We start from the raw sequence: 25,113 nt of genomic DNA, 5'->3' as shown, positions 1-25,113 counted from the left end.
CAGGGTAATTTATCTACATTGGGTGTGGGCAACATAAACGCAACAGGTCCAGCAAAAGAAGCGTCAAAACTCCGCTGTATTGAAACGGTAATCCCATACTGCCAATAACGCACTGAGGTATTGAGGAGGGAATATGAAGAGCTTCAAGGTCGGAACATTCAATCTGTATAATCTGGTGCTGCCAAACCATACATACTACGGCAATAGAAAATATTCTGTCGAGGATTTCGGCAGGAAGGTGCAATGGATTCGCAACCAGGTCGAAGAAATGGATACCCAGATCATGGGATTTCAGGAGGTCTTCCACAAGGAGGCACTGGTCACCGCCCTCGGCTCGACCAGCTTTTCGGCGGAAGACATTCATGTATTTGGCGAAACCGGGAACTCACCCGTGGTAGGTCTGGCGTCGACATTTCCTCTGGCGGGAGAGGCAGAGTCGATTTCACGAATTCCTGAAGAAGTAACTGAATCGATAGAAGGGGTTGCAGGTCATTACAAAACTTTTTCGCGACCGGTTTTAAAAGCGAGGTTGAAATTGGCAGAAGAGGTTATGGCGACGGTGATTGTAGCCCACCTGAAGTCGAAGCGGCCAAGCATCGCCGAAGGTGAGGATGATGATGACTTTTTGGTGCAGGCTATTGGGCAGACCAGGTCATTGTTGCGGCGATCTGTAGAAGCGACGGGCCTCAGGAAACTGGTACTTGATGCCTTGAGTGAAAACAACGACCCGGTGATTGTACTTGGCGATCTCAACGATGCGACCCGTTCAGTTACGAATTCCATTATCGCGGGGCCTATGCCCTGGAAATTCGATTCCAAGGCAAACAAGAAAAAGCATTGGGACAGGGCGCTGTACAGCGCTTTTGATATTATCTCTTTGAAATCATATAAGAATGAGTGGCCTACCCATATCTATAACGGTAATTATGAGTCACTGGACCATATTTACGTATCTCAGGAGTTCTTCTTTCGGAATAAAGAACGGCTTGGTGATGTGAATTTTGTCCATGTCCTGGACGATCATTTAAAAGACGATACTCTCTCAAGAGATAAACTGCCCAAGTGGCAATCGGATCATGGCCAGGTTGTGGCAAGTATTAGATTCAGGGATGAATGATCTCTGGATTGAGCCGGCGGCCCAGAGAGAAGGGCACCGGCTTAATCCAGAGGTTTTGCATACTCTCTTTAAAAGAGTGAAATACTAGAAATGGTATTGCAGATAGATGGTGTTGTAGTTCGCTCCACCTTTGATCCTGCCAAATTGTGAGGCCGATTCAAAAATTGCCGATCTGTGATGGATCGAGTAACCCAGATACCAGTTGCGCATGCGCTCGCTCTTGAAAAGATCACCAAGATCGACATCAACTGATAAATCCAGATAATTCATAAGATTACTCGGTTCATAATCCTTTCTGTCCATTTCTGACTGCTCGATATACGTGATATCTGAAAGGTAGGAAAGACCTTCTGCAACACCAAAACGCCAGCGTGTTGGCCAGTTGAAAGTATAGTATGCTTTTATGGCTACTACGTATTCCTGGATAGAACTTTGTACCGACGAGTTCCAATGCCAGACCAGGCCGGGAGTAATATAGACATCTATAGGGATACCGAACAGCTCGTCAGCGATCGGGTAGCCGTAAAAGATGGAGGTGAGCTGGTTATTGTATTCGTCTGAGACGGTTCCGCCGGTGATGATATCACCTATATTGGATTCCGTTGCCCAACCGTGGGCAATCCGTAAGTAAGGAGTATTGGAAAGAGGACGTTTTCTTGGTTTCTTTTTGTCGTTGAAAAAACCAATACCCAGTGAAAATTCGTCAACCCTGTCCTGGTCCACAAGTTGGGAATTTCGGATACTGTCACCAAGAAACGTTGTCTGTATATTGCCTATTGCGTAGAGATTCTGCCAGAGATGATAGCGAGCGTTTATGCCAATTGAGAACTCTGTGCCGCTACCCACACTGGTCTGATCATAGCCATAGTAATAATCGTTAAATGTACTCGTGGAATAGCGGAGGTTGGCATAGGGCGAGAGTTCGAGATCGTCGCCGTGGTAGTTGTATTTGATACCGATATTTGAATGTACCCGGCCGTGATCATCGGTAAGAACCTCCAGATCACTGACAAGATGCTCAGTGGGAAAGAGACGCAATCTCAGCCCCAGATCAATGGTGTCGGCCTGGACATCGTTCTGATAGCCACCCGGAATGTCAACGAATCGCAGGCGACCAAACAGGTCCAGGCGATACTTCTGCTCTTCAATCAGTTTGACGCCGCCACCCATTCCATCCAGAAAAAATCGTTCACCGTTGAAATAGAGCATCGGCACGAAGCTGCTCACAGTATTATTATCGGATGCGTAGGGGATGGTAGCTGTACGTACAACAGCTGCAACACCCCATTCCTGTTCCTCTATGGTCTCGAACTCCTGAAAGAGAGCGTTGCCGGTGCCGGGAAACCAAAGTATGGCAGACACAAGAATAGTAAAGATCAGAGGCGATCGTTCTTTAACTGGGTAACGTAATAACTTCATAAAGGTAAAATGTGAAATAAACTTTCAGGTGGTACTGTGAGGTAAACTACGAAGTACTGCGGGCAACAGGCAGGCAGTTGTCGTATCACTTTATTTACGGGGCTTTTTCAGCAAGGCTTACGCCTGTTTTTGAAAATTAACAGAATGTTAAACGCAAATTTTCGACATAGCTTATAACAAAAACGCTTGTAAAAGGGCAAGGGCTTATGAAATCTCGGGGAGATTTCGAATAATACGCGTTTGGGGAGGACTCCAGATGAGAAAACGAATAAAGTGGAGTGGTTGGCAGAATCGTGATTGCAACAGTGATTTATAATGACTAATGATATGAGCGCTATTATGTTTTTCAGCCCTCTTGTTCGCCCGATCTGACGACCCGACCGGGCCCCTGTATCTGTGGAGGATCTGCATTCCCATTGATTGCTGGATTTCTCTTCCCGGCTTTATCAGTGAACAACTTTTCGTTCAGCTTACATTACGGTTATGGCGATGCTTTTCCAGGTTTATATATGATTCAAATTATTGCACTTCTGGCACTTCTTGCTGCTTTTCCCGCGCTATCCACAGATATGTACCTCGCTGCTATCCCCCTGTTGGTGAATGAATGGCAGCAGCCCCTGGTTATTGTCAACCTGACCCTTGTTGGCTTTTTTATCACCTACTGCGGTTTTCTGCTCATCTATGGTCCCCTTTCAGATCGCTATGGCAGACGACCGCCGCTGCTCGTCGGGTTGATCATATTTGTCATTGCCAGCTTGCTCTGTTCCATGGCGGACGATGTCTTCACCATGATTGTTGCCCGGGTCATGCAGGGTGCCGGTGCTGCAAGTGCCTCGGCCATCTGTTTTGCCATCTGCAGGGATCTGTTTGATGGTAATATGCGGCAGCGGGTATTTGTACAGCTGGGGATTATTGTGGCGGCGGCGCCAATGCTGGGGCCGCTTATCGGTAGTTGGATTATTGACCACATTGGCTGGAATTGGGTTTTTGTGGTGCAAGCCGTTATGGGAACGATAGCGTTTCTGGGGGTATGGCGGCTGCCGGAATCATTACAGGAGAAAAGTACGGAAAAGCTGCGGCGGGTGATGTTGAGTTACGTGCGTCTTGCCAGGAATCCCAGGTTTTTCCTCCTGAACCTGGCCTTCTCAGTGCTCGGCATTCCCATCTTTGCTTTTATCGCTGTATCTTCAAATATCTACATAACCACCTATGGCTTCTCCGAGCAGGTCTACGGCTATTTCTTTGCTCTCAACGCTTCGGCATTTATGGCGGCTCCTCTTTTGTTCTCAAGGGTTTCCCGCAGCAAGCCACTGGCGAGGCTGTTACCGTTGAGTTATACGGTATTGCTGCTTGCGTCACTGCTGATGCTGTTGCCTCTTCCAGACCCTTACAGGCTGGCTGTACCAATGTGGCTGGTGACTTTTGCCTTCGCTTTCGGCAGGCCGCCAGGCAATAACCTTCTCCTGGAGCAGGTCGAGCAGGATATCGGTGCGGCGTCCTCCCTGATGGTGTTTCTTTACTTTCTGACCGGTGCCATGGCCATGTGGTTCATCTCTCTGGATTGGCAGGATACTGTCCGTGTTCTGGGGATACTCGGTACCTGTTCCGCCACGCTGACTCTGACGGCCTGGATCGTGATCAATCGGGTCTTCAAATTGAAAATGGTGTCTTGATAAGGTCTTTCTCAGTAATGTATGATACGTGCTGATGCTGAAAGGCTATTATTTCTGCCGGATTCAGCGGATAGAAAGGGCAATCTCCTCGAATATAGAACCTGTTTATATATAGGAGTATCAATGAAAATAAAATCTTACGCTTCGGCCACCATTTCTATGGTATTTGCGGCTTTACTTGCATCGTGTTCGGTAGCATCCGGGCCGGGCGATTCGTCCTCCGGCAGCGAACAATCCCTTCCAGCAGAAGAGGCAGAAACCTTTGTCTACCAATGTGATAACGAGTTTGAATTTGTGGCCCGTGTTGGTGGAGAGAGTAGCTGGCTTTTTTTGCCAGAGCGGACTGTTGAGTTGCCGCGGGTGGTTTCCGGGTCAGGTGCAAAATATACCGATGGCGATACCACCTTCTGGAACAAGGGCGAGCGCGCGTGGTTTGCGGGGAACGAGGGAGAATACAAAGAGTGCCGGAACAACCGGCCAAAGGCTATCTGGGAGCATGCCAAACTGGGTGGAGTCGATTTCAGGGCCCAGGGGAATGAGCCTGGCTGGCATGTGGAGATCCGGCCGGATTCCATCATTTATGTGGGAGATTACGGAAACGTGCAACATAGGTTCGAACGCCCTGAGCCACAGATTTATCAGCAGGAGCGGACGACAATCTATGAAACTGCTGCAGATGGTGTCTCATTCAACATCCGGATACGGGGCAGGGAGTGTCAGGATTCCATGAGCGGCGAGGTGTATTCCAGTGAAGTGACCATCTGGGTTAACGGGCGGGAACTTCACGGTTGTGGCAGGGCTCTGCACTGAGTTCCGGCAGAGGAGTAGCATTCTTTAAACGTGACCCTGAATCAGGAGATGCTTTACAGCCGCCTGCAAAACAGATGCGGGTGGCTTAGCTCTAAACGGGAAAAAATTGTTTGAGGCATGGTTGTGCTTGGCGTTGACACAGCCATTGCATAGTGGTAGGTGTGTTCCTGAAGGTTCAGTTCAGTTGTATCCTGTCACGGAAGACCGATTAGCCTGAGTAATCGCTATTCAGGGTTTTTTCCTGGTCTTTCCATCCAAATAAGAAGGCGATATCATTCACACTGAGTGCAATTTGCATGAGAGGCCGGTTCACAAGTCCGTCTCCTGAACATTGCTGGTCTTCATCTTGATGTATATCTTTCAACTATTCTGAAAATCCGCACTTTTTCCGGGGGGAAAATGTAGCCTGCATAATGCAGAATATTGCCTGAACGGCGTACAAATTTCTAATGGAGGAAAATATAATGATTTTAAAAAAAATACTCATGCTCATGGTAGCCAGCCTGGTGCTTGCAGGCACCGCAGCCTTTGCAGATGATGAGGAAACTGTAATACTGGATCTTGAGACCCTGACCTGCAAAGAGCTCATGGCGGGTAACGACACGGAGCGTGCCGCTGGTTTTGGTCTGTATCAGGGGATCCTGGCGGGCGAAAAAGGCCAGTTTAAACTTGATGTTGATAAGGCCTACAAGCTCACTGAGGATGTGAAAGACTATTGCCTTTCCAACGCGACCAGTACAGTTCTGGATGCATTCAGGAAAGCCGACCAGTAATCATCAGGGAGGCTGAAATGAACAAATTCGTTGTACTACTTGTCGTGCTGCTTGGGCTGCAGTTTTCTGCCTCTTTGGCAATGGCCAAAAATCACAACAAGAAAGGAAATCACCGTCAATGCGACAGCTACGCTATAAGAAAGGCTGATCGCGACAATTCAAAAAGTAGTAACCGCACGTTAAAAGGGGCGGCCTACGGAGCGGCTTCCGGAGCACTTGTCGGAGCCGTTGTTGACGGTGGGTCAGGCGCCTGGAAAGGTGCCGCTGGAGGTGGCGGTGTCGGGGCCATCGTCGGCAGTATTCGGAATGACCGCAAATGGCGCGACAACTACGATAAATATTATAGAGATTGCATGCGGGGTAGAAGATAGCCGCTTGCTGGATATAAGAATAACAAAGCCTCGATGGGAATGTCCATCGGGGCTTTTTTTATATTGATCTGTGGTCTGTGCTGAAATAATTCGCAGATGTAAAAACTGGTTCAGGACAAGATACGGTTTTAAAACAATGATGGTGCAACACGCAACGGGGTAACGCGAAGACTTATGCGGCGGAAGGATATGGAATAGAACCACAGGTTCTTAAAAGGCGCAAACAAGAAGAACGTAGGGGTGAGGCGTTCGCAATTCAGTGTTGGTAACCATTTGAGATTAAATTCAAAAAAATTCATGATAACGGGAATTTAGGGATCTTTTGGTAATTGTAGCATATTAATTACCTATGTATCCGGCCAGCCACATGGAAAGTGGCGGATAAAAGGAGATGATGAGTAGGTCGACTATCAGTATCAGCAGAAAAGGGACAATCCTTCTGCTGATGGCACCGATATGCTCCCCTGAGATTGCACCTGAAACGATCAGGCAAATGCCCATGGGTGGGGTGAGCATGCCGATGGCCAGGTTGGTGACCACGATAACCCCGAGATGGATCAGATCGATACCGAGGGCCGGCACCATGGTGACGATCATCGGCACCAGCAGGATAAGCGCTGCGGTGGTTTCCACAAAGGTGCCGGCGATAAGCAGTAGTAGGTTGATCAGTAGCAGCAGGATAATCGGATTATCCGAGATGGAGAAAAGTGTTTCGGCGAGTCGTGCAGGAAGATCTTCAATGGCTGCAATCCAGCTGAATACAGACGCGGTTGAGATGATAAACATGACCACTGCGGCGATGATCGAACCTTCTATGAAAACTGTGGAGAGGTCGCGGAGCCTAATTTTTTTATAGATAAACATTCCGACGGCCAGGGCATATGCGACAGCTATTGCAGCTGATTCCGTGGCGGTGAAAATGCCGAACAGGATGCCGCCTAAAACGATAATGGGTGCCCCCAGCGACAGCAGCGCCTGGCGCAGGGCTGTAAAAACCGCTTTGGTGCTGAAAACATTTTGCGCCTTATACCCGTGTTTGACCGAGATGAGGGTGGCGGTCGCAATAAGGGTCAATCCTATAAGAATGCCCGGCAGGATACCTGCGGCAAAGAGTTTGCCGATGGAAGCCCCTGTCAGAAAGCCAAAAATAATCATAGGAATTGATGGTGGAATAATAACACCTATACTCCCCCCGGCCGCCTGCACCGCCGCGGCGAAATCTGCTCGATATCCCGATCCCCTCATTGCCGGGATGAGCAGTCCCCCAACCGCGGCGGTGTCGGCGGCCGCTGAGCCGGAGATACCTGCAAAGAACATGGCCGAGACAATGGTCACAGCAGCAAGACCTCCAGGCAGCCAGCCGACCAGTGCATTTGCCAGATTGATGAGCCGCTCGCTTATGCCGCCTTTTTCCATCAACAGTCCCGCATACATGAACAGCGGTACCGCCATCAAATGAAAGGAATCGGCTCCGGAAAACATTCGCTGAATAACAACCATCAGGGAAAAATCGCTGCTGATTATCATCACCGATACGGAAGCAAGGCCGATGGCGATTGCGATGGGCACATTGAGCAGAAAGAGTGTCAGCAGGAGTATCAGCAGTAACGATCCGCTCATTTTTTCCCAATCCTTGTCTTTATCTCATCCTGCACTTTTCCGGGGCAGAGCTCAAAGAGGAGCATGGCAAGCCCGTGCAGGCTCAACAGGAGGCCGCTGGCGGGAATGATTGAGAAGATAATCCATTTGGGAAGCATCAGGGCCGGCGTGGTCTGCAGCCGGACAAAGTAGGCGAACTCGATCCCATAGCGGATGATGATGAAGAAAAAGAAGAGGCAGAGCAGATGAACAAGAAGCCGGTTGAACAATTTAGCCTGTGAGCCCAGGCGCGAATAGATGAGATCAACCCCGGGATGCATACCGCGCCAGTAGGCTACGGCGGCACCCAGGAAGGTCAGCCACACCAGTAGGTACCTGGCCAGCTCTTCAGACCAGAACAGTGAACTGTTGAGGACGTAGCGGCAAAACACCTGGCTGACCACGACCAGTGTCATCAATGAACCGAGCCCAAGTAAACTGTGTTCAGTCAGCCTGTTACAAAAACTACTGAAACGGGCCGTCTGCAGCGCAAGCAGAGCCAGCAAACTGATCGACCGGCCTCTGGGCTCGGAGGGAATTAGAGGCAACATTATCTTATGAAGATGAAAATAGTATTCTGATCCTATTCTTTTGTTGCCTCAAGCACCCTGCCGAGAAGATCCTGTACTTTGGGTTCACCAAAAAGAGCAATGTTTTTCAAGTCTGAAACTTTTTCCCTGAAAGCAGACCTGTCCAATTCTTCGATCACCACCATGCCTTTTGCTTTGAGAAGAGTAAGCCTGTCAGCGTCCTTGGCCCGATTATCGGCCCGTTGGAATCTGGCCGCCTCCTGCATCGCCTCAGTTATGAGCTGCTGCTCTTCGGGCTTCAATCTTTTCCACCAACTCAGGGAGGCCACGTCAATATGAGCCGAATAGACGTGGCGGGTCATACTCATATATTTCTGGATTTCAAAGAATTTGTAGACTTCCATAACCCAGAGAGGGTTTTCCTGGCCGTCGATGACTCCCTGCTCAAGCTCAGTATAGATGGGCCATGGCATGGGGGTGGGGTTGGCTCCGAGTCCCTGCCAGATCGCTTTGTGCAGGGCGGATGCCATGACACGGATTTTTAACCCCCGCACGTCGTCCGGGCTTTGCACACTTCGCTTGGAATTTGTCAGGTTACGAAAGCCATTTTCGGAAAAGCTGATGCCTTTAAATCCCGATGATTCAAGACTCTTAAGTATTTCACTGCCAAGCGGACCGTCCAGTATCTCGTCGGCTTGATCATTGTCTTTAAAAAGAAACGGATAATCGATCACCCTGACTATCGGGTCGAAACTGTCAAAAGGACCGGAGGTGATAACACCCATCTGGATGGTGCCCATCTGTATTTGCTGGAGAATCTCGGTCTCATTTCCCAGGGAGGCGGAGTGGAAGATCTTGACCCGAAACCTGCCTTCGGAGCGGGCTTCCAATAGTTCCTTGAATTTGTCGGCGACAATATTCTGGGCCGAACCCGGCTTGGTGACTACTCCAAGCTGAATGGTGGTTGCAGCGTTTACTGAGGAAAGAAGAACAAGGCAAAGAAAAAGAGGGAACAGTAGAAAGGAGTGTCTCATAGCCTGCGTACTCGCGTTGAGGGTGAATGGAAAGACAATCGTTTCGGACAGTTCGGGAACTATATCATTTTGCGGTGAAATGTCAAAGAAAGCCCGAACCGTTTTACGTGTATTGAGGCTGGCACAAGGGTGCGGGCAGTGTGGGAAACGGGCTGACTTAGTTGTACTGATCGGCTATGGGCTGGATTTATCCCTTAAAATTTTATAATGGAAGACATGGTTCCGGATTTGTGTTCCTATGGCTGCTCTGAAATGGTCGCTTACCCAGAGACCGGAAAAGAGCGCTGAGAGAAGGATGGGCTGACAGGATCATGCGGGGACCCTTTTGTATCGAAAAGGAGTCTCCGGGGCCCTGTCGGAGCCTGTAGTCGCAGCACATTGAACATGGTCAGATCGACAGAAAAGCATTCAATTGCAAACAAATAGAGAACAGGAAAATGACGATTACACGAATGGAAACCAAACAGCGGATGAGCAGGATCGTTATCCATAACGGTACAATTTATCTCTGTGGTCAGGTTGCGGAAGATGCGAGCAAGGGTATTAAGGAACAGACTGAAACGATGCTCGCCAAGGTTGATTCCCTCCTGGAGCAGGCAGGGAGTGACAGAAAACATATCCTCTCTGCCACTATCTATATCAAATCTATGGACTATTTTGCAGAGATGAACGAGGTGTGGGACAATTGGGTCCCTGAAGGGCATGCACCGGCGCGTGCCTGTGTGGAGGCGTCCATGGCCAGAGATGCTTTGCTGGTCGAGATTTCCGTCGTAGCGGCGGTAGTGGAAGAGTAGTTGCAGCAGAGGGTCGTGGAATCTGTCCCACCCAGGATAAGGTAATGTGGTAGAACCTGGGATCGTACATGATTATCTGCAGAGCGTCCTTCTGCTGTTGTGAGGAGGGCGCTCGTTGTATTTACGCTGGGAGTCTGCCGGACTAAGCCCTCTTCAAACAACTCATCGTTCTCGAAGGGAAAATAATATTGGCAATATCAAACATATGGCTCCGCTTATTTTCCTTCGATGCCTCGACAGAAAGCTCAGGAGAAATTCGGGCTAACGCGCAGAGGCCGGTGGGTTGAGATTGGTTATAAAGCTTGGGAAGGCTGTCCCACCAAGAACTTCTGCCAGCTTAGTAAATATTGCGGTAATGTTGGGCAGGAGTTCATCGGGAACGATCGCCTCGATTTTCGTTTGAGTGGAGTGGTGTACCACACGTTCAACACCTCTGTATGTCTCTGTTTTAGCCTCACCTCTATTGAAAACCCGTATTTCCGCCGCCGCCACCGAAAGGGCTCCGGCTGCAAAAAGTTGTTCTTCAAATTCGGTAATCTGCATTGATGTGGGTAAAAACGCCTCAATTTTAATCATCTCTTTTCCCCTAGTAGTGTCCCTTCTATAGATCTGGCCAGTTCTTCTGTTACACCAGTGTTGCTCAGTGGCTTGAGGTAGTAAATGTCCTCTATGCCATTCTCTCTTGCAGTGAAACGGGCGATCACGGTATCGAGCTTTTGCCGGCAGAAAATTTCCTGCAATGATTTGCGGGCTGCGGTTACATTCCCTGTTGCCCTGATAATAAGCGCTGGAAGGTTGCCGCTGGCGTCCACTGTTATTGTAATATCATCACAGACGGCTCCAGAACTGTCAGGCGGTGTTGATTCTGAAAGTTCTCCCTTCTCCAGCATATCCTTTATTTCATCCTGAAGACGCTGGATGTTGCCAACAGTTGGAGGAGCTGTTGTGAAGGTTATAAAATCTTTGTTACCTTGCCGGTATTTTCTGCCACCGGTAATGGCCATGTCCCTTATTGCGAGCACGTGAAAGATTTTATAAAGAAAGCTGTGGCTCAGAGTTGAGTCGATTGTCATCCGGATGGAAGCTTCGGACAGGATACTTACCCGGCAATTCGCAGGAACAGACGACTGGGGAATGAGTTCTTCCATATCAGAATGAACATCGTTTTTCTCTTCCTTAAAAGGCATTCGAGCAAGAAATGACTGGCACGGGTATGACTGGATATCGACAACGTTTTCAAGCGCGGAGAGTTTACCCACGAGCTCTGTCGGGTTTTCTCCGGTAAAGATTTCGACTCTGGTATCGGCGGAAGCATTTACGCTATCCTGGCCACCCTTATGCCGGAAAGAAACGTCCAGTGCACCAACAAGACAAGGGGTGTCGGGCAAGTTACCAAGCAATTGAGTGAGTTCTTTCTGCTGGGTATACACTTCAATTTTGTGCATTTCCATCTGTTTACCTCATAAGTGAATATTCTTTTCTTACGAGGGTAAAAGCAATAAACGTGCCTGACCTTTGTTTGGTTAATTAGCTGTGATTATTTAACTAAAAGCTCGATTGTGGTAGTTGCGACGTTTGAGGATAGAGCGAGGCTTACCAACAAATATGTGTAGGATAGTTACAGAAATGTAATGGCAGCTGAGGCTGGAAGGAGGCAGTGAACGTAACTGCCTCCAGTAAATACAGGTTAGTTTCGATGACCGTTACTGGCAGTAACAAGCGCTGAGAAGAGACCGAGAAAATGGGTGTGTTTCAAGGTAAGGTCTTCAGGGTGCCATTGAACGCCGACGGCGAAGGAGTGGTCCTGGTGTTCGATCGCCTCGATGATCCCGTCGTCTGAGCGGGCGGTAACGGTAAAAGAATTGGCCACATCTTTTACTGCCTGGTGATGAAAGGAATTGACCATGAGCCTGGAGGACTTGAAAATTGATTCAAGTTGGGATTTTTCTTCAAGTGTTACCGCATGATAGACTGAGTCCACCGGCATGTTTTTGGGAAGGTGCCCGAGAGAGGCATCAACCTGGCTGAAGACATCCTGATACAAGGTACCGCCACAGGCGACGTTTAAGGTCTGCATCCCCCTGCAGATGCCGAGGATGGGTATGTTCTGCCGCATCGATTCAGTAATGAGGTGGACCTCGCTACAGTCACGCTCCGGACAGATGCATTCCAACTGACGAACTGGGTTTTCACCATAAAGCTGAGGGTTTACTCCTTCGTCTCCACCGGTGATCAGCAGGCCGTCGATGATGGCCAGATAACGTTCCCGGGTCTCGGCATCAGCCACCACCGGCAACAGCAGCGGTATCCCCCCGGCTCGTTCAACGGAATGAACATAGTTATTACTGACGGTGGCATACACCTTTTTGGCACCCTGGATAAGGGCGGTGGTAATTCCGATTACTGGTTTCATCTCATCTCTCCAGCCAGGTAAAAAATATTATAAAACCGATTACTCGGTGCAGGCAATTCCGAGGTTTGGTCATGAATGACGGTAAAAGCGTTTATCATCAAAAAACTGCTGACGTTCTTCGAGAATATCCATCACTTTGTCTTTCTTGCGATACAGCACCATGGAAGAGACAAGGTTGACCCAGAACAGCGGGCCAATGAATGAATTGCCGAAAAACATGGCATCTGTCGGGCAAAAAAAGGTATTTTCAGCCAGCTCTGCCAAGGGGCAACGCGGCGAATCTGTTATCACGGAGATGTGCACTTTGCGATCAGCCAGTCTTCGCACTGCTTCAATCACCTCAAGATTGTAGGGGGGGAATTCAAAAACAAGTAATATATCTCCAGCTTGTAAAAGTGTAGATTCTTCAAGTAAAGTTCCATGCTTACGTGTGATTGTGTTGCAGCGAATACCGGTCATCTTCATCCGCAGGGCGAAGATCTCAGCCAGATGGCCGGAGACTCCCCAGCTCATGGTATGAATTTCACCCGCCTGCAGGAGCGCTTCCACCAACGTGTCGATCCGGTTAAAATCTATAGATTCCAGTGTGTTGGAGATGTTTTCTTTTTCTTTTTGACACAGTTCTGCAGCATCAAGATGGTAATGGCTGTTGATGACACTCTTCATTTTGCTGGCCGGAGAACCTTGCAGCAGTACTTCCTGTTGCAATACCTTCTTGAACTCGGCATAGCCTGAAAATCCTGCTTTGGTGGCAAAGCGCATCAAGGTGGTTTTTGAGATGTTAAGCGTCGATGCTACTCTGCCGATCGAGTGCAGGGCAAAAGTCTTGGCGTCTTTGGCCATCAGGTCATAGATGCGTTTTTCATTGGCGGTCATCTCCTGGTAGCGGGTACCTATGCGTTCTATCAAGGTCATTGTTTCCCCTCCGCAGCTTTTTGATCACGTTTGATATCCTGCCAGTGGTGGCAGGCGATCTGGTGTGGTTCGAGATCCCTTCGTATGATAGTCTCCAGCATGGGCTGCTTTTTTCTGCATATAGCAGTAGCGTAACGGCAGCGAGTCTGGAATTTGCAGCCTTCAGGAGCATTGATGGGTGAGGGGATTTCACCCTCAAGGCCTATTCGCTTTTTGCGCTGCCCCGGTAAAGCGGCGGGGATAGCTGAAATGAGCGCCTGGGTGTAAGGATGCCGGGCCCCATCCCGGAGTGCACTGCTTGGCAGCAGTTCCACAATGTTGCCCAGGTACATGACAGCGATGGAATGGGCGATATGCTTGACCACCGACAGGTCATGGGTGATGAACAGGTAGCTGACATGTAACTGCTGCTGGAGACGTTTCATCAGGTTCAGCGATTTGGCCTGCACTGATACGTCGAGTGCGGACACCGGTTCATCGGCTATAACGATTGCAGGTTCGGTGGCCAGCGCTCTGGCGATACCCACCCGCTGACGCTGACCACCTGAAAATTCATGGGGATAGCGCTGGGCGTATTCTCTTCTGAGTCCGGTCAGTTCCATATATTCATGGACCAGCTTCTCGCTCTCTTCTTCCGGCCGGTGAAACTTCACTGCCTCACCGACGATCTCACCTACAGTCATCTTCGGGTCGAGCGATGAAAACGGGTCCTGAAAGATCATCTGCATCTGTTTTCTGAAGGGCTTCAATTCTGCCTCACTGCAGGAGAGAATATCCACGCCTTTGCAGGTGACTTCACCACCACTGGCGGCGACAAGTCTGACCAGTGCCTTGGCCACGGTGGTTTTGCCGCAGCCGGATTCTCCAACCAGGCCAAGGGTTTTGCCGCGATACAAGTCGAAGGAGACACCGTCCACAGCCTTTACATGGCCTACAGTGTGCCTGAAGAGGCCTTTTTTCACCGGGAAATGGACCTTGAGATCTCTTACAGACAGTACTTTCTCATTATCCATTTTCCTGGACCTCTTCATGCTTGGTATCGGAGTAGAGCCAGCAGCAGGCATAATGCTCATTGCCGAAGCTGGTGCGGGGTGGTTCCTCGGTTTTGCAGCAGTTCATTCGCTTCGGGCACCGTGGTTCAAAATTACATCCCCCGGGCAGATCGAGCGGGTCGGGTACCGTGCCGTCGATGACGTCGAGCATATCCATCTCTTCATCAATATCGAGCACTGAGTTTATAAGGCCTTCAAGGTAGGGATGCCTGGCGTTGAAGAAAATGTCATTCACTTTGCCATATTCAACAATCTGGCCACTGTACATCACCGCTACTTTATCCGCGGTTTCGGCAACTACGCCCATATCATGGGTGATAAGGATCACCGCCATGCCTATTTTTTGCTGCAGTTCGGCAATCAGTTCAAGAATCTGGGCCTGAATGGTTACATCAAGGGCACTTGTGGGCTCATCAGCGATGAGGAGTTCCGGTTTGCAGGCCAGGGCGATGGCGATCATCACCCGCTGACGCATTCCCCCGCTTAACTGATGCGGGTACTCATCCACTCTGGCCCGGCCATCGGCAATTCCTACCATGGCCAGCAACTCTATGGCTTTCTGCTTCGCCTCGGAGCGGGAGTACCCCTGGTGCAGAACCAGACTTTCACCTATCTGCTGCCCCACAGTCATGACCGGGTTAAGCGAGGTCATCGGTTCCTGGAAAATCATGGCAATGGAGTTGCCGCGAATGCGCTGCATTTCATTACTGTTCAGTTCCAGCAGATTTTCGCCCCTAAAGAGAATTTCGCCGCCGGTGATCTCGCCCGGCGGGTTAGGGATAAGCCCCAGGATGGACATGGCGGTAACCGACTTTCCGGAGCCGGATTCACCGACCACAGCCAGGGTCTCACCTTTATTGACCGAGTAATTCACTTTGTCACAACCTTTGACAATACCGTCTTCGGTGTGGAACCAGGTTTGTAGATCCTTTATTTCCAGCAAGGGTATTATTGGAGGTGTTGTTTGTGATTTCATAATTGTTCCACCTCTAATCGTTGAGTCTGCTGTCAAGAGCGTCCCGCATTCCGTCACCAAAGAGGTTGCAGGAGAGCACAATGAGCAAAATGGTTACACCGGGAACAACCGACATCAACAGGTTGTCATGGAGGAACTGCTGACCGTTGGAGAGCATCCCCCCGAGACTCGGCATGGGTGGCTGGATGCCAAGGCCGAGAAAAGACAGGCCTGCAATTACCAGAATGGTCTCACCGATTGAGAGACTGGCCATTACCAGAATTGGTGATATACAGTTGGGTACTATGTGGCGTGTGATAATGGCCGGGTTGGAGATACCGATAACCCGTGCAGCGGCAATGTAATCTGCCTCTTTTACCGTGAGCACCGAGCCGCGGATAATTCGGGCGAAAGCCATCAGGTTTGAAAGGCTGACGATCAGGATAAGTTTGCCTACGCCGGTTCCCAGGGCAGCCATAATGGCAATTGCCAGCAGGATAAAAGGGATGGAATTCCAGATTTCCAGTGACCGCATGATGATCGAGTCGGTTCTGCCGCCGTAATAACCGGCGATCAGACCAAGGAAGGTACCAATCAGCGTGTTGAGGATAACCGCGGTGATACCGATGCCGAGAGCGACCCGGATACCGAACAGGGTGCGGGCAAAAATATCACGGCCGAGATCGTCAGTTCCCAGCCAGTGACTACTGCTCATGCCCTGGGACAAGGCACCCCAGTCGGTCTCAAGAGGGTCATGGGGGCTGACAAATGGTGCCAGCAGTGCGGCGTAAATGAGGATTATGAGTACCACCATGCCGAACATGGCGTTTTGGTTTTTTGAAAGTCTTTTCCACATCAGCTGGCCGGAGCTTTTTACTCTATTTGTAGCCATGCGCTGGTTACTCTTATTTATGGCATAGGCCATGAAGAGTGTAGCGGCTGTGAGGAGAGCGAAGAGACAATAGGAGATCAGATCCTGTCCGGCCTTGGGAGCGAAGCTCACCAGCAGGACAAAAGAAAAAAGAAAAAGATAAAAAGTTTTAACCCGCAGCATAATATCCCCTATTCGTAACGCACCTGGGGATTGATTACCCCATAGAAGAGATCAACGAGCAGGTTGACCAATACATAAATGACCGAAAGAATCAGCACTGCACCGAAGACCAGTGCTTCGTCGCGGCGAAAGATGGCGTTGACAGCAAGCCTGCCTACTCCGGGCCAGGCAAAGACAGTTTCGGTGAGTACCGCACCGGCAAACAGTCGTGCCACCTGGTTACCGATATTGGTGGTAATTGGCATCAGAGCATTGCGGAAAGCATGCACCAGAATGACAGAGCTTTCCCTGACACCTTTGGCGCGGGCGGTGCGAATATAATCTTCGCGGATCACATCGAGCATGGCCGAGCGGGTGATTCGGGTGGTGGAGGCCATCAGGGTAAAGGAGAGAACGAGCGCGGGAAGCAGCACGTGCCTGGCGCCATCGACGGTATAGATTGGGCCACCATACCCGGAAGCGGGCAGCCACTGGAGCTTTACGGCAAACAGATAGATAAGAAGAATACCGCTGAAAAATACCGGAATCGAGATGCCGAACAGCGCTGTGGTCATCGAGGCATAATCAAAAAACGAATTTCTTTTGATCGCTGAGACGATACCTGCCGGAACGGAAACCACCACCGCCAGAAAGAGGGCGGAAAAGCCGAGCTCAAGAGTTGGTATCATACGCGACATCACCACTGAAATCACGTTATCGCGATAGTAGATGGAGTTCAATTCCCCGGTGAGGAAGTTCTGCATCATCTTCAGGTATTGCACGATAAATGGTTGATCCAGAGCATATTTTTCCCGGGTCAGACGCAACAGTTCCTCGGTGGCACGGTCCCCCAGCAGGATCATGGCAGGGTCACCCGGGGTGAGCTTTAAAATGGCGAAGATGATCACCGATATGGCAGCCAGTATCGGTATGAGCATCAAGAGTCGCCTGATGGTGTAGTTGAACACAGTGTTGTCCCTTGTGATTTCTTAATTGATTCTTGAAATCTTGATCTCCGGCGGGAAAAGTGAATATCCCGCCGGAGTTACAGCAATCGCGCTCTGTTTGCTACTGAACGCTTACGTTACGTTTTTCGGTCACCAGGTGGAAATAATCCTGCGGGGAAGGCGCGAAGTCCTTCACCCGGTTGGAAGTGACTGCGGTAACGCTCTTGAAGACCAGCGGAATGTGAACATATTCCTGGGCCAGGGCGGTACGCATAACCTTTTTATACTGCTCACCACGCTCCGCGACGTCTACCAGTACGCGACCCTTGTCCAGCGCTGCGTCGATATCGGGGTTGGAGTATTTGGAAAAGTTCATGGAAGAACCGGTGTAGAAGATCTTGTAGGTCCAGCGATCCGGATCGGGTACAGAACCCCAACCCATTACGTATATACCGAGATCGTTACCCTTGAGGATCGGGAAGAGGGTACCCCACTCCAGAGATTCGACCTTGGCTTTGATGTCATATTTGCGAAGCTCGGTGGCAACTGCGGTGGCAATTTTGACCCGGAACGGGTTCTGGGAGGTGTAGATGGAGAACTCAAATCCTTTTGGCAACACTCCCTCTTGTCTCAACTCGTCAAAAAGGGCGGTAGCTTTTTGGGGATCATGCGGCAAGGCATGCTCTTTCATGTAGTTGGTGTCTTCAGGAACCACACCGTTGGGTATCCAGGAGTAGGAACGTTCGCCAACGCCTTTCCAGATACCTTTGATGGCAGGCTCAAAAGGGACTGCATAGTAAACGGCCTGCCGGAAGCGCAGGTCGGAAAACGGTGCCTTGTTCACGCCAAAACCGAGGTAGGAGTTGGAAAGACCTGGGATGGTCATAACCTGCACGCGGTCGGAGCTTTCAAGACGGGAAACATCCTGGGGCAGCAGCCGGTGGGCGATATCGATACCGCCGGACTCAACCTCGGCAGCCATAACTTCAGGCTTGGGGATAGGGCGGAAGATAACCTTGTCGAGCTTCGGTTCAGTTAAGAAGTAGTCACTGTTTTTTTCCAGCACGATACGCTCATCGGGCAGCCACTCAACAAACTTGAAAGCACCGGTTCCAACCGGATGCTTGTCAAACTCATCCATGCCAACTTCAGTTACCAGTTTCTCAGGAATAATGCCTGAGGTGGCACTTCCCAAGGCGAGCATCAGCGGTGCATACGGATCTTTCAGGTGCAGCTTTACGGTATAGTCGTCAACAACTTCCACGCTCTCGATCGGGGAGAAGAACTCCTTGCTTGGCGAGGCGTTGTCCGGGTTCATAATCGCTTCGATGGTGTACTTGACGTCTGCTGCGGTGAAATCCATACCGTTGTGAAACTTTACGCCTTTACGAAGCTTAAAGGTGTAGAGCTTGCCGTCCGGAGTGATATCCCAGCTCTCAGCCAGGGCTGGTGCCGGACTGGAAGGGCTCTCTTTAAAAGAAATGAGGGTGTCGAAAATGTTGCCGGCAAGTGCTTCACCAAATACACCGGGAATCAGGACCGGGTTGAGTTTCGCCGGTTCCTTGGCGATACCGATTGTCAGGGTGTTGTCGGCGGCCAGAGCATTAAAGCTGGCGCAGACCATCGCTGTCGATACTGCCAACGATACGAAAAGCTTTTTCATCATTTCTCCTCCAAAGTTTGAAAAAATAACTACGGTTACATTTTATTCTCCTGGGATAACTTTGGTTACCTTATCGGAACTAGTTGGAAATTGCGAATAAAAAACTTTTTCGGTACTGGTGCTGGGGTGTTTGCGGGGTGCGGGCAGAATAGGTTGAAAAACAGGTATTTAATTAAATGCTACACTTGACAGTTGTGACCCCACAAAATAGTATTGCAATAAAAATGTAATAAATTCGGAGTAATAAGCTTTAATCGTTATGGCGTATGCCAGGTTGTCAGAAGCGCATATTCGTATATGCATTTGAGTTGCACTACCATTTTGCCCGAGGGGAATGGAGTATGAGTATCAGAGTACGGTTTATCTTGGTTATCGGCTGTCTTAGTCTGATTGCGACAGGTGCTTTTGCTTTCTTGAGTTACTCGTTCACTATTAACACAGCACTGGACGAAGCACAGAAAAAGGGGGATATCGTATCGGCATTTTTGGAGTCATCCCTGGCTTTTTACAGGAGTGAGCAGCGACCTCTTATCATGGATATGGTTGATAAAGAGCGCTTTCATCCAACCCTTATGTCCGGTTTTGCCATATCCCGGGGCGTGTGGGACGAGTTCAAGCAAAAGCTGCCGGGTTACCGGTTTAAACAGGCAACTGTAGACCCGCTCTATGCTCCAAACAAGGCTGACATCGATGAAATCAGGCTTATTACCGATTTTAATGACAATAAGAGTATGCAGCGAAAATCAGGAATAATGGAGAAAGATGGAGAGGATTTTTTCTATTATGCTCAGCCCATTGAGGTGAAAAAGGGCTGCCTTCGTTGTCATGGTAATCCTGCCGATGCACCTGAGGACCAGCGAAATATGTATGGCACGGAAAATGGCTACAATTGGGTCGCCGGCAGTGTGGTAGCCGCCTATGTGACCTATGTTCCCGTGCAAAACGCAATTGATGATGCACGTAACTCGGCCATGACTCTCTTTGGTTATGGTGTGGCCGGAATCTTTGTGTTGTCGCTGGTAATCTGGTTTTTCTTTGAAAAAAAGGTGGTATTGCCAGTTAGGGCGTTGGAAAAGAGGGCCTCGGATATCAGTGTAGGTAAAAGGCTTGATGAGAAAATTGAAACTTCATCGGAAGATGAAATCGGCAAGCTCGCCAAGGCCCTGGAGAGAATGCGTATCAGTGTAGTGAAGTTAATTGAACGTCATAGCAGCAAGTAATCTCAGATACTGTATTTTTCAGCCAAAACACAAAACCTAATTACCCGCTGAAGTCTGGTTCCAGGGTGTGAGGTGCGAGAGCGAGCGGGGAGGGGGAGAGGTTTAAGGCTGAGGATTGGTGGGAACCAGAAAACAAAAAAGGCGCTGCCGAACTATCGGTAGCGCCGATCCGGGTACCATTTTGATAATTACCTGACTATTTGGTATCAACAGACAAATCCTGAGGCTTGAGGACGCTGAGCAGCTCTTGTCTGTCTTCATTGCTGTCTATCTCGGCAAGGGCAGCCTCAATCACCTCCTGACGTGCGCTGTCGCTGTCATTTTGTAACAGGCTGGCGTATGGTTCCATAGCCACAGCGGCGAAAGGGCCTACAAATTCGGCCAATTCCTCGGTAACTCGTCTAAGAAAGGCAGCTGGAGTGTGTTTTCCTGCTTCACTGCCGGACTCGCCAATGGCGAGAAAGTTGTGTGTCAATAACTGCTGTATCCCTTCCAGCCCTTCATTTTCAGCGACCATTGCCTGTCTGATGATCTCGGACACGGTCCGCTTACCGTCTGCGAGTATAAAAAGCCTGCGAACTTTGCCATCCTTGATTGGAAGTGCTGTAAGTTCAATACATTTCCCGGGTACTGATGATATATCCATGGAATTACCCTTACGTGAGAAGATGCTGGACCGGCCAGACTGTGCCTGTCTATATACGGGTGAGCATTACTTCTACTATGTAATAAGGCAGAGTAAAGGTCAAGATTAAATTTAGTAATAACAAGTATATAAGCTAGTCAAGTATGGCTGAAAGGGTTGAAAATACTGTTCTGGCGGCTGACTGAGGAAAACGTAAAAATGGACAATGTCATAATATGAAAAGAGTGAGCCTCCTGGGTACCGCCGGCGGCCTCATTATTCGGTTTCTGCGGTAGCTGTATCAGTAACAGGTTGATCTATGTTTTCTGTGTCCCGATCTGTCCCTTCATTTTCTGCCCGGCTGGTTTCGAGGCCCTGCTCAAGTTCTTCCAGGGACCGTTTATGGCCGATATGAAAGAGGGCAAAACCGGGGCTGACAAACTGGTTTTGCGCTCTGCCGAGGATTGTACCGGCAACGGGTGAGTGGATGGCCACAGTGGTGTTATCCAGAGGGTTGGAGATTTCTGCCAGCAATGCGCCTTTTTTCACAGGTTCCCCAAGTTGCACCTTGTTGATCAGGATGCCGCCTGAATTGGAACGAACCCATTCACTCTCATAGAACACAGGCTGTGGGCTTGGCCAGAGGGTGATTTTATCTAGCATGCCAACAGATTGCAGAAAACTTCGAATTGAGCGCAGACCCACCTCAACCTTATCTGTTTCAAGGCTCAGTGGTCCACCGATCTCCATAACAATAGTGGGGATTCCTGCATCTGTTGCTGCCCCACGGAGACTTCCTGCAGGAGCAACACTATGAAGTGCTGTAACGGCGCCGAATCCTGTTACCAGCTCAGCAACTTGTGGAACAGTGAGGTCAACTCTCAGTTGAGGCAGGTTTTCTCTATAGAATGAACCAGTATGGAGATCGATGACCATATCGCCCCGCTGTACTATGGTGGTGAACAGACTGTGGGCAATACGGGATGGGTGTGAGCCTGATTCGTTACCGGGGAAATAGCGGTTCAGGTCTTTGCGGTCGCCCAGGTACCGTTCTTTTCGCCAGAATCCTTCAAGGTTGACGATTGGTACACCAATTACAACTCCTTTCAGCCTCTTGGGGTTCAGCTCATGCAGGAAGCGGCGGTTAATCTCGATGCCGTTGAGCTCGTCTCCATGGATAGCCGAAGTCATTACCAGTACGGGGCCGGGTTTAGCACCATTGACGACGATTACAGGTATCTCAATTCTTTTGCCGAGCGGCGATTGCAGAGAAGGCCATTCCAGAGTCCGGGTCGTGCCTGGGGCAACGGTGTGCCCGATGATTTCAAAAGGTTGAGCCTCTTCTGCCTTAAACGTTTCAGCAAGATCCTGATGGGCTTGATCGGCAGGTACCTGGACAGCAGCACCCTCATCAACATCCTTTTCCGGCGTTTCTTGCTCTACAGGCTGCGTAGCCGGTTCAGTGATGGTGTCACTATGATCTTCGATGGTCTCTGTTGCGTGGGAAATTTCTACTCCCGAGCCCAACAAAAAGACCCATATAAGAAAGCAACAGGTCAGGTTTGAAGTGAATTTCATGGTTCTGATTGTTTCCTCGATGCCTTTTGTGCAGTTAAACTTTGGATAGATGCTCCATGGAATATTCGGCACGTTCATGTGCACTGAGATTGGATATCACCTGGGACTGCATGGCATCGATGGCATCGACCCTCGGTTGCAGGCCACTGCCGTTAGCTATCTGAATGGCGAGGCCTGGTCTGGCATTCAGTTCGAGTACCATTGGGCCCTTAAGTTTATCGAGTACGATATCAACACCAAGATAACCGAGCGAAGTGATTTCATAACAACGTGATGCCAGCAATAGAAAGTCAGACCACAGTGGTACCTCGAAGGTCTGCAGTGCAACTCCCGTGTCAGGATGGTGGCTCACTGGCCGGTCAAACTGGACAGCACGCAGGGCCTGTCCGGTTTGTAAGTCGAGCCCGACTCCAACCGCACCTTGATGCAGGTTTGCTTTTCCGTCTGATGCCTTGGTCGAGAGCCTGGTCATGGCCATCACCGGAAAGCCTTTATAGACGATGATGCGAATGTCGGGCACTCCCTGGAAAGAGAACCCGTCAAATGTATCAGAGAAATGGACCATTTCCTCTATCATTGCCACATCGTTGGCTCCACCAAGACTGTAGAGGCCGCTGAGAATGTTTGAGGAATGGCGCTGGAGCGAGCGGAGCCCGATAGTTTCGCCGCTCGCTTTGGTATACTCTCCGTCTGTATGAGATGAGACCACAAGAATTCCTTTGCCGCCACTCCCCTTGGCAGGTTTGATTACGAAGGCCTGGTGTTTTTGCAGGAAATCTTCAAGTTCACGGATATTACCCTGGTGATGGACGACACCAAGCAGCTTGGGTGCTGAAATACCTGCCTTGGCGAGGATTTCTTTAGTCTTAACTTTATTGTCGACCAGCGGGTAGAGGCTGCGGCGATTGTTTCTGGCGATCAGCTGAACATTTCGGCCGTTCATGCCGACCACACCAGCTTTGCGTAATTTTGCAGGTGAAACAAAAAACATGGCTATTCCCCTCTGGCGAGTGGCTCGAAGCGGCGCAGCTCAGTCAACCGATAGCCGGAGTAGGAGCCAATCATGATGATGATGGCCAGTACAACCAGTAATAACTCGGGAAACGAAAAAGTGAGATGTTTGAGGTAACTATTCGACATGGCAAAGTAGATAAGGCTTGCCGCGAAGAGGCTGCCGCCACCCTGCTTGAATACGTCGCGTGGGCCTTCTTCTTCCCAGAGTACAGACATTCGCTCGATAGTCCAGGAGATGATAATCATCGGAAAGAAGGTGACCTGCATGCCTCCGGCAATGCCCAGTTTATGGCTGCCGACACTGATAGCCACATAGATGATAATTACGAAGACCAGTACCGCCGATATTCGAGGTACCAGTAATAAGTTCAGATGACTGAGGTAGGAACGAAGCACCAGTCCCACGCCCACTACAGTAATGAACAGCACAAGTCCTGCTATCAACTTGGTTTGCAAAAAGACCAGAGCTATCAGGATCGGCATAAATGTACCGGAAGTTGGAATGCCAATAAGATTTCTGAGGACGACAACCACCAGCGCGCCTATGGGGATAAGCAGCAACAATTTGAAGGTGTTCTGGTCTTTGATCGGCAGGCTGTAGATGGAAAAATCGATTAATACGCTGCCGGATTGATGGCCATGGAGTACAGCGGCGCGTTCCGCAGCCATCCGGCCTCCAAGGATTGAAATTGCAACCTTGCCACCACTGCCGCCAATAAGGTCGAGCAAAGGTTCATCATCAATTTGCCAGCTGAGGAATGTTTCTCTGCTTTCCGGTTGGGCCGTAGTGGGATTAAGGAGTACCAGCTTGTTGTTGTCAACGATTTCAATATAGGTATCCAGGCTGGCGTTGTTCTGGTCCCGAACCAGGTTGATGCCGCGAACAGGTCGTGCCTTGATGCCTGCCTTGTTCAGTACGGTCGCCGCAAGATTGGCTTTGGTCGGGAAGAATTTTGCCTCGCTGATGAGAACATTCGTGTCCGGCGATTCTGTATTGTTCAGTGCCGTAAGCAGATAAATGGCTTTTGTTATGGTTTCACTTTTTATGGTGTCACTTTTGATCAATGGGCTGTTTGTTCTGTTCTCAAGCCTTTTCTCAACCTCTGCTATTATGTTGTTTGCTGCAGTGGTGGCTGGTTCCTTGAGTTCCCGTGCATACGGTTTAAAGGATGACGGCACCAGGTCCTGACCGCCTTTTAAGCTGGAAACCGTGGCTCTGAAAAATATCTTCTGGGCCCCTTTTGCCTGTTCGCGACTCCACTTGGCCTGGTTTTCCATCAACTCAAAGGTATAACCTGAGTCGATGCTCGACATATCAAGAACAGCAATATTATCGGAGGTGTTGGGCAGATTGAAAATCATTTCAACCGGACCGTCGTTGGCGGTAAAGGTTATGGCGGATTCAACAGTCCAGGTTCGGATACTTTCAGAAGGCAGAAAGGAAAAACCGAGAGAATAATGCTTGTAGATCGCCGAGCTTAAGCCAACAACAACGAGGGTGGTAACGATAATGATAAGTTGTAGCCGTTGTTTCACTCA

The 25,113-nt window shown here is 49.7% G+C and carries 24 protein-coding genes; 7 read left to right on the top strand and 17 right to left on the bottom strand.

The features are described from left to right. The first annotated feature begins 133 nt into the window (after window positions 1-133). Window positions 134-1,117 carry an endonuclease/exonuclease/phosphatase family protein gene (locus ACN5NT_RS07645; protein WP_419175015.1) on the top strand — a complete coding sequence of 328 codons (984 nt, stop codon included), beginning with the start codon at window positions 134-136 and terminating at the stop codon, window positions 1,115-1,117. 84 nt (window positions 1,118-1,201) lie between these two features. On the opposite strand, the gene ACN5NT_RS07640 is transcribed toward ACN5NT_RS07645, so the two are convergent. Further along, complete coding sequence (locus tag ACN5NT_RS07640; RefSeq protein ID WP_419175014.1) at window positions 1,202-2,536, bottom strand: MipA/OmpV family protein; 1,335 nt, start codon at window positions 2,534-2,536, stop codon at window positions 1,202-1,204. A gap of 509 nt (window positions 2,537-3,045) precedes the next feature. Between ACN5NT_RS07640 and ACN5NT_RS07635 the strand changes: the two genes are divergently transcribed. The 4 genes from ACN5NT_RS07635 (at window position 3,046) to ACN5NT_RS07620 (ending at window position 6,163) form a co-directional block, all read left to right on the top strand. Continuing rightward, a complete protein-coding gene (locus ACN5NT_RS07635; RefSeq protein WP_419175013.1) occupies window positions 3,046-4,209 on the top strand; it encodes a multidrug effflux MFS transporter in 1,164 nt (387 codons plus the stop codon). Between the two features lie 123 nt (window positions 4,210-4,332). Then, complete coding sequence (locus tag ACN5NT_RS07630) at window positions 4,333-5,019, top strand: COG3650 family protein (protein ID WP_419175012.1); 687 nt, start codon at window positions 4,333-4,335, stop codon at window positions 5,017-5,019. 464 nt (window positions 5,020-5,483) lie between these two features. After that, window positions 5,484-5,792, top strand: coding sequence for an HdeA/HdeB family chaperone (locus ACN5NT_RS07625; RefSeq protein WP_419175011.1), 309 nt, complete (start codon window positions 5,484-5,486; stop codon window positions 5,790-5,792). A gap of 17 nt (window positions 5,793-5,809) precedes the next feature. Next, window positions 5,810-6,163 (top strand): YMGG-like glycine zipper-containing protein, encoded by a 354-nt coding sequence (locus ACN5NT_RS07620; RefSeq protein WP_419175010.1) that lies wholly within the window; start codon window positions 5,810-5,812, stop codon window positions 6,161-6,163. A 339-nt stretch (window positions 6,164-6,502) separates the two neighbouring features. Here ACN5NT_RS07620 and ACN5NT_RS07615 read toward each other — a convergent pair whose 3' ends face one another. The 3 genes from ACN5NT_RS07615 to ACN5NT_RS07605 all read right to left on the bottom strand — a co-directional run bounded on the left by ACN5NT_RS07615 (window position 6,503) and on the right by ACN5NT_RS07605 (window position 9,365). Next, entirely contained in the window at window positions 6,503-7,783 is a 1,281-nt protein-coding gene (locus ACN5NT_RS07615) for a TRAP transporter large permease (RefSeq protein WP_136796266.1), read from the bottom strand. Beyond that, entirely contained in the window at window positions 7,780-8,217 is a 438-nt protein-coding gene (locus tag ACN5NT_RS07610; RefSeq protein ID WP_419175009.1) for a TRAP transporter small permease, read from the bottom strand. The genes ACN5NT_RS07615 and ACN5NT_RS07610 overlap by 4 nt, the downstream gene beginning before the upstream one ends. A gap of 167 nt (window positions 8,218-8,384) precedes the next feature. After that, on the bottom strand, window positions 8,385-9,365 hold the full coding sequence (locus tag ACN5NT_RS07605; RefSeq protein ID WP_136796268.1) for a TRAP transporter substrate-binding protein: 981 nt from the start codon (window positions 9,363-9,365) through the stop codon (window positions 8,385-8,387). Window positions 9,366-9,802: 437 nt separating this feature from the next. Between ACN5NT_RS07605 and ACN5NT_RS07600 the strand changes: the two genes are divergently transcribed. After that, window positions 9,803-10,159 (top strand): RidA family protein, encoded by a 357-nt coding sequence (locus ACN5NT_RS07600; protein WP_136796269.1) that lies wholly within the window; start codon window positions 9,803-9,805, stop codon window positions 10,157-10,159. A gap of 261 nt (window positions 10,160-10,420) precedes the next feature. On the opposite strand, the gene ACN5NT_RS07595 is transcribed toward ACN5NT_RS07600, so the two are convergent. The 9 genes from ACN5NT_RS07595 to ACN5NT_RS07555 form a co-directional block, all read right to left on the bottom strand. Then, window positions 10,421-10,735: a hypothetical protein gene (locus ACN5NT_RS07595; protein WP_136796270.1), complete on the bottom strand. Its 315-nt coding sequence runs from the start codon at window positions 10,733-10,735 to the stop codon at window positions 10,421-10,423. After that, window positions 10,732-11,610: a hypothetical protein gene (locus ACN5NT_RS07590; protein WP_419175008.1), complete on the bottom strand. Its 879-nt coding sequence runs from the start codon at window positions 11,608-11,610 to the stop codon at window positions 10,732-10,734. The genes ACN5NT_RS07595 and ACN5NT_RS07590 overlap by 4 nt, the downstream gene beginning before the upstream one ends. 236 nt (window positions 11,611-11,846) lie before the next feature. Further along, a complete protein-coding gene (locus ACN5NT_RS07585; RefSeq protein ID WP_136796272.1) occupies window positions 11,847-12,572 on the bottom strand; it encodes a gamma-glutamyl-gamma-aminobutyrate hydrolase family protein in 726 nt (241 codons plus the stop codon). A 69-nt stretch (window positions 12,573-12,641) separates the two neighbouring features. Beyond that, the gene (locus ACN5NT_RS07580) at window positions 12,642-13,487 is read right to left on the bottom strand and encodes a MurR/RpiR family transcriptional regulator (RefSeq protein ID WP_136796273.1); all 846 of its coding nucleotides are present in this window, start codon (window positions 13,485-13,487) and stop codon (window positions 12,642-12,644) included. Continuing rightward, window positions 13,484-14,500: an ABC transporter ATP-binding protein gene (locus ACN5NT_RS07575; RefSeq protein WP_136796274.1), complete on the bottom strand. Its 1,017-nt coding sequence runs from the start codon at window positions 14,498-14,500 to the stop codon at window positions 13,484-13,486. Before ACN5NT_RS07575 ends, ACN5NT_RS07580 begins: the two co-directional genes overlap by 4 nt. Continuing rightward, window positions 14,493-15,515, bottom strand: a complete 1,023-nt coding sequence (locus ACN5NT_RS07570) for an ABC transporter ATP-binding protein (protein ID WP_419175007.1) — start codon at window positions 15,513-15,515, stop codon at window positions 14,493-14,495. The genes ACN5NT_RS07575 and ACN5NT_RS07570 overlap by 8 nt, the downstream gene beginning before the upstream one ends. Window positions 15,516-15,528: 13 nt before the next feature. Further along, complete coding sequence (locus ACN5NT_RS07565; protein ID WP_419175006.1) at window positions 15,529-16,548, bottom strand: ABC transporter permease; 1,020 nt, start codon at window positions 16,546-16,548, stop codon at window positions 15,529-15,531. Between the two features lie 8 nt (window positions 16,549-16,556). Then, the gene (locus ACN5NT_RS07560; protein ID WP_136796276.1) at window positions 16,557-17,495 is read right to left on the bottom strand and encodes an ABC transporter permease; all 939 of its coding nucleotides are present in this window, start codon (window positions 17,493-17,495) and stop codon (window positions 16,557-16,559) included. 100 nt (window positions 17,496-17,595) lie between these two features. Next, window positions 17,596-19,140 (bottom strand): ABC transporter substrate-binding protein, encoded by a 1,545-nt coding sequence (locus tag ACN5NT_RS07555; RefSeq protein ID WP_136796277.1) that lies wholly within the window; start codon window positions 19,138-19,140, stop codon window positions 17,596-17,598. Between the two features lie 338 nt (window positions 19,141-19,478). Here ACN5NT_RS07555 and ACN5NT_RS07550 point away from each other — a divergent pair, with 338 nt between their 5' ends. Continuing rightward, entirely contained in the window at window positions 19,479-20,357 is an 879-nt protein-coding gene (locus tag ACN5NT_RS07550; RefSeq protein WP_419175005.1) for a c-type heme family protein, read from the top strand. A 196-nt stretch (window positions 20,358-20,553) separates the two neighbouring features. Here the strand turns inward: ACN5NT_RS07550 and ACN5NT_RS07545 are convergent, their stop codons facing one another. The 4 genes from ACN5NT_RS07545 to ACN5NT_RS07530 all read right to left on the bottom strand — a co-directional run bounded on the left by ACN5NT_RS07545 (window position 20,554) and on the right by ACN5NT_RS07530 (window position 25,110). Then, entirely contained in the window at window positions 20,554-21,003 is a 450-nt protein-coding gene (locus tag ACN5NT_RS07545; protein ID WP_419175004.1) for a hypothetical protein, read from the bottom strand. 255 nt (window positions 21,004-21,258) lie between these two features. Continuing rightward, window positions 21,259-22,560, bottom strand: a complete 1,302-nt coding sequence (locus ACN5NT_RS07540; protein WP_419175003.1) for a succinylglutamate desuccinylase/aspartoacylase family protein — start codon at window positions 22,558-22,560, stop codon at window positions 21,259-21,261. A gap of 34 nt (window positions 22,561-22,594) precedes the next feature. Beyond that, window positions 22,595-23,551 (bottom strand): alpha-L-glutamate ligase-like protein, encoded by a 957-nt coding sequence (locus ACN5NT_RS07535; RefSeq protein WP_419175002.1) that lies wholly within the window; start codon window positions 23,549-23,551, stop codon window positions 22,595-22,597. A gap of 2 nt (window positions 23,552-23,553) precedes the next feature. After that, complete coding sequence (locus ACN5NT_RS07530) at window positions 23,554-25,110, bottom strand: UUP1 family membrane protein (RefSeq protein ID WP_419175001.1); 1,557 nt, start codon at window positions 25,108-25,110, stop codon at window positions 23,554-23,556. Between the last annotated feature and the right edge of the window lie 3 nt (window positions 25,111-25,113).

The sequence above is a fragment of the Desulfosediminicola sp. genome (genome assembly GCF_048381775.1).
Lineage (GTDB): Bacteria > Desulfobacterota > Desulfobulbia > Desulfobulbales > Desulfocapsaceae > Desulfopila > Desulfopila ganghwensis.
This window is presented reverse-complemented; position numbering and strand designations above follow the sequence as displayed.